Consider the following 11,540-nt stretch of genomic DNA (forward strand, 5'->3'; position numbering starts at 1 on the left):
GCAATTCATCCGGACTAGCTACCGCCCTAGCTACCGGGCTAACCACCTGCCTAGCCTTGGCCAAACTGCCCGGCCTAGCTACCGGCCAAGCAGTTTTAGTTCACCGCGAGGATGCGGCTACTAGCCCGTTCGGTGCTGGAAGAAAGCGCGGGCACCCACGCCGTCGCCTTACCACCGGCCAGAGCTTCCACATTAACCGCGGCCGCGGCAACCGGCTCGGTAGCTTCCACGGTGGCGGCCACGGCGGCAGGTGGCAACTCCACCGCCCGCACCCCAATGGCCGGGGCCTCCCCCAAATCCACCACCACCTGATCAAGCTTTTTACCGTCCGCATCCACAGGTTGGATTGTTACCGTGCCTGCCCCAGCCACGGCCACCACCGGCCGGCCGACCACGGGTAGCGTACTTGCAGAGTCCGCATCTTCGGCGTCGTCATTACTTTTCTCGGTATCGCTGGTTTCCTGGTTTTCCGTTGCCGCAGTAGCGGCGTCGTTATCGGTTTCGGCGCCGGCTCCCGCTTCGGTTTCGGTTTGCGCGGCCGCTGCCTTTTCCGGTTCACTCACAAACTCACCCCACGCAAGTGCTTGGTGGGTGGCAAAAGGTTGCGCGGCAGCCCAAGTACCATCGGTATCCGACCCCATACGCACCCCCGCGGCAATCGCCGGCAGTTCGGCTTCTAGCCCCGCCACAGTTTCTTCCGCAGGAACCGTTTCCACTCCCACCGCGTAGGTGCCGGGCGCAAAACCACCCAACGTCAAATCAAGCACCGACGTGGCAGACACCATGAGCGGTTCTTTCGTAACCGGTTGTGCTCCTTCCGGACCGTACAAAGTGACCTGCACCCGCGCTTCCTCCCCCGGATTCGCAATCCGCAAGGTGGGCGCCTCCTTCTCCGCGTCCGCTCCCACTACGACCCCGGGGATCACCAAAGAGCTCGCGGCCGGCCCCGGGTTCGCAAAATCGACCATGGCGCTCTTCGCCCCCGCCAGTTCGTGAGTTTGTAAAGTGGCCCCGAAGGTACCCGAATCGGAACGCAAGTGCAGGGCAATGCGGGTATCGGCGCTCGCTAAACCGTCCAAACGTAGCTTCTGCGTAGCGCCACCTTTTACGACGACGGACGATGCCTTACCAAGCTCAAGCGGGCCAGCCGCTCCCAAGCCAGAAATCTGGACGCGTACCGGATTGACCCCGGGATTCGTTACGAGCAGCACGTTAGAAACGTCAACGCCCGTATGCGAGGCCACGATCCACCCCTCCGATACCGCTAACTGGCAGGGATTAATCGCCAAACCGCGCGCGTCCCCATCCGTTGCCAAATAGCGTTGCGCGCCAGCCAAAACTGCCGGGCCCGGAACCGCGGCCGTAAAGATTTCTGGGGCTGCCGGTTTCCCCGTCCGCACGCTAATACTGCCCGAAGGAAGCTCCGTAATATCGACGGCGGACGTGCTTACTTTGGCATCACTGTTTTCGTCTACCGCCATGCCAGCGCTGAAAGTGCGTGTGAACCCGGGCCCGCAACTAACCTCGGCGGGCATGGTCTCGGTTTCCACCACGAGCGGGAACTGCGGGACGGCACTTTCACGCGGGAATAGTGCGAGGCCGGAACAGAGGGCAAAACACCCGAGTACTACCACCGCGCTGGTAAACCGCCGGCCGTGCATAGCCACCCCGGGTTTCGCATCACTAGGCGCAGTAACGCCGGGCGCGGTAGCACCGGGAGCGGGTGTAGCGGCATCGGGCATAGTGGCACCGGGCGTAACAGCACCGGGCGAGGTAGCACCGGAAGCGGGCGTTTTCGGATTTTGTTCTTCGCTCATGCCGCTACCACCTTTCGCCGCCGAATCGGAATGGCGACCACGATTGCCACCAGCCCGCACAGGGCTTGGGCAAGACCAATCAAAACATCAGTGCCGGGCCGATATCCTACCGTGAGCATCATCGGTTCGGTGCGAGCCGGCAACTCCCACTTTTGCTGCCAGCTACCCGCAGCCGCGCTATTTTCCCGCGCTTCCGCGCCGGCACCGTTTTCCGTGGCCGCGCTATTTTCCGGGCCGGTGCCGGAATTCGCGCTCGCGCCCGCACCGGTGCTGATAGTTTCGCTGGTTACTGGGGGCAGAGTGTGCCCGTCTAAGCTGGCTTGCCAGCCGGAGTCGGCCCTTTCGGCCAGGCTGAGTTCGGCGGGGCCGCCAGCCGGGATTTCAACGTGCGCGCCGTGCCGGCCGGAAGGTATTGCCTGGCCGTCTATCCGTAAACGGGCGGGCTCGCCTTCGCTTGCCACTACGCGCCAGAATTTCCCAGATTCGTTTTCGGTAACGTATTCCAAACCGGGAGCCGCATTGAGAGCTCCGGCCACGGCGTCAGATTCGCCGGCGGGAATCAAAACGGTACTTACGGCATGCGCGGCCAAACTATTCGCCGCATCCGTATTGCCTTCCAACAAGTTTGCAACCGCGGCAGCTAGATCGGCGCTGGCCGGATCCGTGCAGGCCCGATTTTGGGCCAAACAGGTAGCAGCTTGAGCTTGGCGCGCCATCGTAACTTCATGCGTACTGAGCCCGGCGCTTCGCCATATTTCGGCCCGCACCCCGTTACTATCCGCGTGCAGGGCGAGTACGCGTCCGCGCGCTCCGGAAGCCTGATCGGCCACGGCAATCGCGGGGATGGCAGGCCCGGATACCGGTTGCAAAGCTCCTACCCCGGCAACTGCCATCGAAATTCCGTACCCGCCAGAAAATAGGCCGGCTAGGGCCACCAAACCCACCGAGCCTAACCCGAGCAACTGGTGCGGGCCAAAGGAACGGCGCGAAATATCCGTGCGCAGCCCATCCCCACCGGAGACGAGCACAATAAATAGGCCTAGCAGCGCAAAGGACAGCCCGGTACCGGCCCAACCGTAGGCGGGAAACGCCGTCGACCCTACAAAATACTGCCCTGTAATCACCCGGGTACTGGCCGCCGCCCACAATAAACCAGCCGCCGCGAGCGCCCAGCCGGCACGAATCCGCCGCCAATGCCGGCGGCGCAACAGGCACGCCGCTGCGGCCACCAACACGAGCAGGGCGGCAAGTACCGGGATTGCCAATGGCACGTCACCCAAAAATTCGGTGATCCGCGCCGGGACGGCCAGGCCGCTATCGTGCCACAATTTCGCAATGTCGGTAGCCGAACGGCCCAGGGTGGGCGAGAAAGTTAGTAGCCCCAACCAGGTGGGTTGGCTGGGCACGGGCATCCCCGGAACCGCGAACAGCAAACGCCAGTTTGGGCTCAGGGTAGGCAATATGAGCACCCAGGCGGGCACCGCTATCCATAGTATTCGCAACTGGCGCCACCGCCACAGGCAAGCCAGTGCCACCACGGTTGCGACCAGGAGCATTACCGGGGCTGCGGCGGCGAGGAATACAAAAGCCAGCGCGCATACGCCTAGGCCCGCCACAGACGGCGGGAAAGCAGAGGTTACAGGCGCCGGCTCGTGCGCGGTGGTGGCCGCGGGAGTGTTTGCAGTGGTAGTGGGGCTAGTCGCGGTGGTGGCCGCGGGAGTGTTTGCGGTGGTAGTGGGGCTAGTCGCGGTGGTGGCCGCGGCGGTGTTCACGGTGGAGGTTTCAGTGGTTTGGGTACGGCCGCTCCGGCGGGAGATGCTGCGAGTTTCGCGCGCGCGGGCGGAAGCGGCAGCGCCCACCCCGGCAAGCGCGCCGAGCGCTACCGGAAGGGCAATATGGAACACGGCTCCAGCTACGCTACCGGCGGTCACCGCCCCTACAAGCGGAGGTGCGGCCGCCCAGCCCAGGGCGGCTAGCGCGCGAATATGCGGCGAGCGGGTGAGCGTGCCGGCCGCCCAAAACGCGGCGAGCGCGGCCCAGAAGAATGACGTGTAAAGCACGGCGAGTAAAACCGTGCCAAAGTTTAGGCCCCACGGTTCGCCGAGCAAAGCGAGTGGAGCGAGAAGTAACCAGAGCGCGTCGATTCGGCCCGGGCCGCCGTCGCCTGCGGCCAGCCACGAATGGGCGGCGCCGCGAATGATCTCTGATCCGGTCCACGAATCTGGCAGGAAAGCGCCGCCGCTTACGGTGCCCGCGCCGATCATGGGAAGTGCGAAGCCTAAGCTGAGGGCCAGGCCAATAAAGATCGCCACCCCGCGGGCGGTGCGAGTGCGCCGGCGCCACTTGGCTTGATCGCGCAAAGTGAGGGGATCGGGAGTGGCGGCCAACGCGATTCTTTCGCGTTCGGCGCGCCGGGTTTGCCTTTTGGCGCGCCGCACTTCCGCCCCGGTTGCTTCTAGGTCTTTTATGCCGGCTCGGCCTATGGTGTGGCTCTTCCGGTGGCGCTGCCGCCCGCGCACCAAAGCCGGAATTTTTCCGAGTAGTTGCAGGCCCGCTACTAGTTCCCCGTGGGCAAGGCGTGGTTCTTTGGTGAGTAAACGCCACAGGCAGCGCGGCAGGGCCGCGAATACGTACCACATGAAAAGTACGGGGGCTAAACCGGCCGGCGCGGCCAATACCGCGTTATAGATTTGTGCGAGCCGGCGCGCCCGGTAGGAGTTGCGGTGCGAGGTGCCGAAAGCCAGGCGCGCGTGGCGCACTGCCGCTTTCGGTTCGACGACGACTCTCCAGCCCGCGCCGCGCAAGCGTCGCGAGATTTCTAGGCCGTCCCCGAAGGGTCCGAGTTCTGGATCGAAGCCGCCCACTTCTTGCCAGGCACTTTCGCGGAGCAACATGCCGGCCGTACCAACCGCGAGCACGTCGGAGCGACCATCGAGTTGGCCGCCGTCTTTATCCCCCGGTTCGATTTCGGGTACGCGGCGGGCCGAGCGCGTGGCGCGAATCCCCACTTCGAGCAGTTCGCGGCGGTCGTCCCACCCAATTTGTTTAGTGCCTACAGCCGCAATTGCCCGCGAGGATGAACCGCGGCGATACAGGGCGGCTAAAGCCCCAGGTTCCGGAGCGGAATCTTCATGCAGAATCCACAGCCACGCGGCGTTATCGGCGAGTGTGCCGGCCGCGCCTGCGCTACCTGCGGGTGTTGCTTGGGCGCAGTAACGGTTAACGGCTTGGCCCAGGTTCTTGGCTAGTACCGGTTGGGTAGTTATTTGTACGCCAGCCGGTATTTCGCCCAGTGCGCCGCTCACGCGTTCTAGCGCATTATTAATACCGGCGCGGTTTTCGGCGGAAATATCAGTTTCCGCTGCGCCGGTAGCTTCCAGAATGGTTATGGTGGCGGGCACGCATTCGCCTAGTAGGGCCGCGGTAAGAGTGGAGGTAAGCGTGGGTGAGGCCGGCCGCGTCACAATAAAGGATGCAACATCCTCCACTACCCGCGTAGTGTGGGATTCGGACATTACTCTCCGCCTGCGCGGCGCCGCCTCTCCCGCGTGATCCGGCGCCGATCATTATCGGACATGCCTCCCCAAATACCATGCCGAATATCGTGGTCAAGCGCGTATTCCAGGCATTCGCTCCGCACCGGGCAACGGTGGCAAATGGAGGTTGCCGGGGCGGTGGAACCACCCTTTTCCGGGAAAAAGAGATCCGGATCAGTTTGCGCGCACAGCGCGTATTCTTGCCAGTGGGCGGACTCGCCGTCCGACTTTTCGTACCCGAGGTCGAAAATGTCGAGCATCAAACGCTGCGCTTCCTCCCGGGTAAGCTCAGTGTTATCGGCGAGCCGCAGCTCGTCTTTTCGTGATCGCACAGGTCCTCCTCATTTCCCAGATGTCTGGCTAAATTACACGCGTGTCATTCCCCTAAAGTCAAGCCAGGGATGTATATTGCACCCTTGCGATTTTGGCGCATTTTTAGGTGTTCGAAAAACGCGTAAAAGCCTTATATAACATCAAACGCTAAGAAAAACCTGGTGTTCCACCGCCCAAAAACCACCTAAAAAGCCATTTCACGGTTTGTGGGCATTTTTCGCCGTCGTCCCACAAACGGGACTTTGGGCTCAGTTTTTGGAGTGTTCTTCACCTTTTTCTGCCAGCTGACTTACTTCTACGTAGCGGCCGTCAATAATCACCGGGTCATCATCGATGCGCGATTCCGTCCACCGGTAGTACATGGCAAGCAGCGCCCCGGAAATATTGTGCCAAATGGAGAAGATCGCGCCAGCCAGGGCAGCTTCCGGACCGAAGAAAGTCTTCGCCAGTCCGGCAGCCAAGCCCGAGTTCTGCATTCCCACTTCAATCGAGGTGGTACGCGCTGCCCGCTTGCGTACCCGGAACAGGCGCGCGAAGAGGTAACCAAAACCGTAACCGCACAGATTGTGCAAAATAACTGCGGCAAAAACGATAAGCCCGGCGGAACGGATCACGTCTACCGAACCGGAAACCACCCCGAGGACCACGCCGGCGATTCCGAAGGTGGAAATCCACGGCAGCACCGGAAGTACGTAAGAAGTGAAGAAACGTTCGCAGTAGCGGTCTGCCAGGTAGCGGATCACCAAACCGGAAACCACCGGAATGAGCACGATTTCTACGATGGAAATGGCCATACCCGCTCCGTCGATCGGCATCCGGTCCCCCACCAGCCAGGTGGTCAGCAACGGCGTCATAATCGGAGCCAGCAGCGTGGAAATGGACGTCATGGTAACGGAAAGCGCCACATCAGCTTTCGACAGGTAGGAAATAACGTTCGACGACGTCCCGCCCGGCGCGCATCCCACCAGGATGACGCCAGCGGCAACGGCCGGAGGCAGATCCAGGATGGCGGTAATCGCCCAGGCCGCTGCCGGCATGATGAGGTACTGCGCAATAACCCCAATAAATACCGGGATGGGGCGCGTGAATACTAACTTGAAGTCAGCAAGCTTCAAGGTGAGCCCCATACCGAACATAATTACCCCAAGAAGAATGTTCGTATACGGGGAAAAGTGTGCGGCGGAAGCCGGGGCGAAGAAACCCCAACAGAAGGCCGCGAGGATAATGAGCGGAAATACGGTGACCGCGATAAGCGCGGAGCGATCTTCCGAACTACGCACATTTAGCTTCATTTTCTTGGACATAGCAGTCATCCTCATGGTTTTTCGTGCGGTTTCCCGCGGTGTCCCACATGCTGAACCGGATGTGCCGCACGTTACGCACGCGCCAAGTTCGGGCCAAGCGGCGCCATAGAAGGTATCGTGTACCACAGGCGTGCGAACTGGAGCGTAGGACTACGCGAACTGAAACGTAGGACTACGGGAACTGGTCCGCAAACAGTACGGCGAGCCGAGCTCGCAAAGGCGCGGGCTCCCTCGCCCTTCGGGGCGAGCGGGCTCGCCTATGAGTTAAAGCGGGCTCGCCTACGAGTTAAAGTGGCGGGCCTCCTCGCCACTTAGTGAAAACTGGTGGGATAGGCTCGCCACCAATAGAAAACAGCAACTTAGGAAAGGACGCTTTTTATGCGCGGAATTATTCTTGCCGGAGGTTCGGGTACGCGGTTACACCCCATTACCCTGGGGACGTCAAAGCAACTCGTGCCGGTTTACGATAAGCCGATGATCTACTATCCGCTTTCCACGCTCATGCTGGCGGGAATTCAGGACATTATGATCATCACGACCCCGGAAGATGCCCCGCAGTTCCACCGGCTTTTGGGTGATGGTTCCCAATTCGGCGTGAACTTGCACTTCGGCGTACAGGAAGTGCCCAATGGCCTAGCCACAGCTTTCGTGATTGCAGAAGACTTCATTGGCGATCAGCCAGCTGGGCTGGTACTAGGCGATAACATTTTCTATGGCCCCACTATGGGCCGGGCTTTGCAATCAAATGTGCAGCCGGATGGAGGCGCTATTTTCGCCTACCATGTTTCCGATCCGCGTGCCTACGGCGTTGTGGAGTTCGATGAGAATTTCCGCGCGATTTCGATTGAAGAAAAGCCGGAGCATCCGAAGTCGAACTATGCGGTACCCGGCCTGTATTTCTACGACAATAACGTGGTGGAAATTGCGAAGACTTTGCAGCCTTCGGCACGCGGCGAATACGAAATCACGGACGTAAACCGTGTTTACCTGGAGGCGGGCAAGCTTTCCGTAGAGGTATTGGATCGCGGTACCGCCTGGTTGGATACCGGTACTTTCGATTCCCTAGCCGATGCCACGAACTTCGTGCGCACGATTCAAGCCCGGCAAGGCCTTTCCGTGGGTTGCCCGGAAGAGATCGGCTGGCGCAAGGGCTTCCTTTCCGACGACGAACTACGGACCCGCGGGGAAGCACTCGCCAAGTCTGGGTACGGGGCCTACCTGCTCGAACTCCTCGATACCGGGTCGAATACCCCGCGCGGCGCTTACTAAGAACCCAGCGCAGCGCGCGTGAAAGGAGCCCAGCGGCGCGCGCACTAAATTATCCGTGCGGCGCGCGCACGAAAAGAAACGTTTCTCTCCCGCGCGGTGCTTACTAAAAGAGCTAAGCGCGGCGGAGGGAAGGCGAATCCGCTAAGCAAATATTGGGAAATACTCTCTAGACGGCAGTGGCCGGGAGGCAAGAAACATCTTGCCTCCCGGCCACTGGTTTCTGGTTTTCAAGTGTGCTGGTTTTCCAGCTGTTGGAACTTTGGAACTATCGCCAGCTGTTCGCACTATCACTAAGTGCCGTATCGCGTAGGAGCTACTCTATGCGAAGCAATGGCTACTCCGCATTGTGCATTTTGAAATGAGTATCAGCCAGCTCCGATCGAACTGGAATCATTTCGATAAATCAGTTTGAAATGAGCATCAGCGCTACAACTTAGTTTGAAATGAGTGTCAGCGCTACAACTTAGTTCTAACTGGGTTCATCGCGATGGCAAATTAGCGGGGAAGCGTATAGGTAAGTTCATGATCACCACCCACCGTCTCTACGCCCCTGCTTTCCAGCGATGTTCCGCTTTCCGGGGCCGTTCCGCTTTCCGGAACCGTTGTTCCGTCCAGCACCATCGAGGTGGCGGTGCTTGGTAGCGAAAGCCGTAGCTCACTGTCCGACGGGCTGGAGATGTTAACCGAAACGTTTTCGCCACGCCGTTCGGTCTCGACTAGAACACTACCTCCCAGTGTTGGCACCTGCACCGAGCATTTCCCTTCTGGAGTCTCCCCAAGGAAAACATGGGTTACTGACTGTAAGGGATCATAGTTAACATCGGCAACGGCCCGCATGAGCCCAATCGAACCACCAGTTCCCCAGGCATGCGAAAAAGTCATGTTTTCTTTTGTACTGGGATCCCATGCCTCCGGGGCCAAAGTAGCTCCCAGGTTTCTCAGCACATGAGCGTAGGAACGCATATTTGTTTCGTCTGGGTTCGACAGCGCTTCTAAGGCCTCACGTGTTTTCCCTGACTCAACCAATGCTGTGTAATAGAAGTAGCCCATATAAATGCTTCCCATCGATTGGCCGGCATCTGCCGCAACTGATTCCGCTATGCGTGCCGCAATTTCCTCTGAACTGGGAAAGTTGAGCGCTAGAGCCACGTAGTCATTTTGCCGCAAATGGTTCGGAAGTGGCTGACCATTAATGTCGAGGCCATCCCGATATCCCCCGGTCTTAGGATCAAATAGTTTTTCGTCTCCGGTCTTGCGGATAGTTTCGCTAAGTTGCGCATAGTGGGCGGCGTCGTACGATTTGCCCAGATTATCGGCAAGCATGGAAAGCTCGGAAAAGCTAGCAGCAGCCACTGCGTTAATAACTGTTTTGTACCTAGTTTCGTCAAAATCAAAATCGGGAGTTTCCGTGCGCGGCCAGTCCACGAGATCAATGGTCTCTCCGCTTGCGCGCACCAGCCCAATATCGGAATCAAACTCTACTGTCTCGCTCAGTTCTTGTAGCCGCGGGTAAACTTTTTCTATATACCGAAGGTCGCCCGTATGGCGGTAATCTCGCGCTACTCCCAGGATGGTCATCAGCCTGTATTCGGTGTATTGCGTTGGATTTTCCATCAGATAGTTCCAGGTATTGCGCCCCGTCAGATAATCATTACTCACCAGTTCGCGCATACGTTGCGCAACCAACTCATCACCTTCATAGGGGCGCCGCTCACGCGAAACTGAATCCACAACGGCGTCGAATGAAGTTGCTTCCGAAGTACGCGATCCTAACTCGAAAATCTCGTTTAGGAGTGCATTTTCGGTGGACATCTGCGCAATCGAGGTAGCCTCCGGATTTTTGTGTACCAAGGCGCTAACGTTTTCAGTTGTCAGCTCCCCTGGATAGAAGGTGATCGTCGCATACCGGAAGGCCTTCAATGACTGCCCGGAAAAACAGTTGGCTTTGCCAGTAAAGGTCCATTCTTCAGAATATGCGTTACCTGTTCGCATCGGTACCCGCGCCTTTGTTTCAAACAATTCTTCGGATAGATCAACGCGAACTGTGGCTGCTTTTCCTTCCGGTACGCGCAATTCGATATCGCCGAGCACCACTTGCCCAAAATCGACAGTGAAGATTCCTTCCGCATTTTTTGTAATATTTACCGGGGCTTTCTTATGGCGCTGCGTGTTTTCGACGATAGAGGGACGCAACTCGTAAGCTACCGGCTTCCACGTGGGTTCTTGCCACATGGCCTTATTTCCATCGCCTGGCTCAAGCCACTGATTTGGGTATCGGTCAAGATCTACATTCTGTGCCAACTCATGGAAATAATAAGTGCCAATACTCGCATCCGGTTTTCTATACACGGAAGTATCTAGCGAATGCATCCGTGTGGCTTGGCGATCGCGAGAAGAGTTATATACGACTTTACGTGACCCGTCTTTGTAGAAATAAGTAAGCTGCATTAGGATCCCTGCTTCCGGCGCTTCACTATAACTGTAAAGACCGAGCACGTTGGTACCTTTCCGAAGTGCCGCGGTTACATCCCAGGTGTTGTAGAAAACGCTAGATCCTTGCCGCCTTGTTGGCCCGAGCCCAATTTCGGTTTCATTGACATATGCCGTGAAAAGGTGCCGCAGTTGCGCTTCGGTATCAAACCCGGTTATAGAAAGAATTGCTCTTTCTACGGTCTCATCGGCGTTTACTTCTGCCCGGGTCAGTGTTCCCTTTGCCCCGGGTAGCCAAGCCAGATCTGTTCCCTGCCATTCTTCACCAATAGCAGTGCCGAAGGGAACCCGATCAGAAGTCTTTTCTGATCCATCAGCATATTTCACGGTCACGGTCCAGTAATAAAGTTCGCCATCCTGCAAGGCCTGGCTAATAGTTTCCGAAAAAACGGAAATATGGCGCGGGCCGTCGATCCATCCAGAGGTAACCAACGGATCTTCATCTGTTACGCGCAGGAAAATGGAGATATTAGCGCTTTCTTGCCGGTGTGTTGCATGATTGGTCCAACTAAAAGCAATCTCTTCTTTAGGGGCATTTTTTGCGTAGCGCAACAGATTAACCCGTAGTTCATCGGGTTTGCCGTCAGTATTCCGCCTCACCCCCCCCCCCGCTATAATCAGGTTCCCAAAAATCCGACTTGCTGACTATCTTTGGCGCCTGCCCAGTATCTGCCCTCGAACATCCCACCACCGAACGGGCCCGACCCCCGGAAAGTGGACATGGGGGTGGTGTTTATGCTGCAAGGTCAAGTGTAGCTGACGCGTGTTTTTCGAAGGTGTCTGGGGCCTGG

At 58.4% G+C, this 11,540-nt stretch carries 6 protein-coding genes and 1 pseudogene; 1 reads left to right on the plus strand and 6 read right to left on the minus strand.

Annotation, left to right across the window (positions count from 1 at the left end):
* Positions 1 to 95 precede the first annotated feature (95 nt).
* The 4 genes from BLT47_RS03010 to BLT47_RS03025 all read right to left on the minus strand — a co-directional run bounded on the left by BLT47_RS03010 (position 96) and on the right by BLT47_RS03025 (position 6,990).
* Entirely contained in the window at positions 96 to 1,817 is a 1,722-nt protein-coding gene (locus BLT47_RS03010; RefSeq protein WP_074661436.1) for a DUF5719 family protein, read from the minus strand.
* Positions 1,814 to 5,332, minus strand: a complete 3,519-nt coding sequence (locus tag BLT47_RS03015; protein ID WP_074661442.1) for a glycosyltransferase — start codon at positions 5,330 to 5,332, stop codon at positions 1,814 to 1,816. Before BLT47_RS03015 ends, BLT47_RS03010 begins: the two co-directional genes overlap by 4 nt.
* Complete coding sequence (locus BLT47_RS03020) at positions 5,332 to 5,613, minus strand: WhiB family transcriptional regulator (protein WP_049619943.1); 282 nt, start codon at positions 5,611 to 5,613, stop codon at positions 5,332 to 5,334. The genes BLT47_RS03015 and BLT47_RS03020 overlap by 1 nt, the downstream gene beginning before the upstream one ends.
* Before the next feature lie 321 nt (positions 5,614 to 5,934).
* A complete protein-coding gene (locus BLT47_RS03025; protein WP_074661446.1) occupies positions 5,935 to 6,990 on the minus strand; it encodes a bile acid:sodium symporter family protein in 1,056 nt (351 codons plus the stop codon).
* A gap of 378 nt (positions 6,991 to 7,368) precedes the next feature.
* On the opposite strand from BLT47_RS03025, the gene rfbA reads away from it, so the two are divergent.
* On the plus strand, positions 7,369 to 8,259 hold the full coding sequence (gene rfbA / locus BLT47_RS03030; protein WP_074661449.1) for a glucose-1-phosphate thymidylyltransferase RfbA: 891 nt from the start codon (positions 7,369 to 7,371) through the stop codon (positions 8,257 to 8,259).
* 495 nt (positions 8,260 to 8,754) lie between these two features.
* On the opposite strand, the gene BLT47_RS09700 is transcribed toward rfbA, so the two are convergent.
* Positions 8,755 to 10,071, minus strand: coding sequence for an alpha-L-rhamnosidase-related protein (locus BLT47_RS09700; RefSeq protein ID WP_407706115.1), 1,317 nt, complete (start codon positions 10,069 to 10,071; stop codon positions 8,755 to 8,757).
* A 45-nt stretch (positions 10,072 to 10,116) separates the two neighbouring features.
* Positions 10,117 to 10,707, minus strand: a pseudogene (locus tag BLT47_RS09705) (family 78 glycoside hydrolase catalytic domain); the annotation flags it as partial.
* Positions 10,708 to 11,540 lie beyond the last annotated feature (833 nt).

The organism is Actinobaculum suis, assembly GCF_900102025.1.
Lineage (GTDB): Bacteria > Actinomycetota > Actinomycetes > Actinomycetales > Actinomycetaceae > Actinobaculum > Actinobaculum suis.

Bases quoted from the DNA above. Each gene is read 5' to 3' on its own strand.
- BLT47_RS03010 (WP_074661436.1), bottom strand. From the start codon at position 1,817: ATGAGCGAAGAACAAAATCCGAAAACGCCCGCTTCCGGTGCTACCTCG.
- BLT47_RS03015 (WP_074661442.1), bottom strand. From the start codon at position 5,332: ATGTCCGAATCCCACACTACGCGGGTAGTGGAGGATGTTGCATCCTTT.
- rfbA (WP_074661449.1), top strand. From the start codon at position 7,369: ATGCGCGGAATTATTCTTGCCGGAGGTTCGGGTACGCGGTTACACCCC.
- BLT47_RS03020 (WP_049619943.1), bottom strand. From the start codon at position 5,613: ATGCTCGACATTTTCGACCTCGGGTACGAAAAGTCGGACGGCGAGTCC.
- BLT47_RS09700 (WP_407706115.1), bottom strand. From the start codon at position 10,071: ATGTCCACCGAAAATGCACTCCTAAACGAGATTTTCGAGTTAGGATCG.
- BLT47_RS03025 (WP_074661446.1), bottom strand. From the start codon at position 6,990: ATGTCCAAGAAAATGAAGCTAAATGTGCGTAGTTCGGAAGATCGCTCC.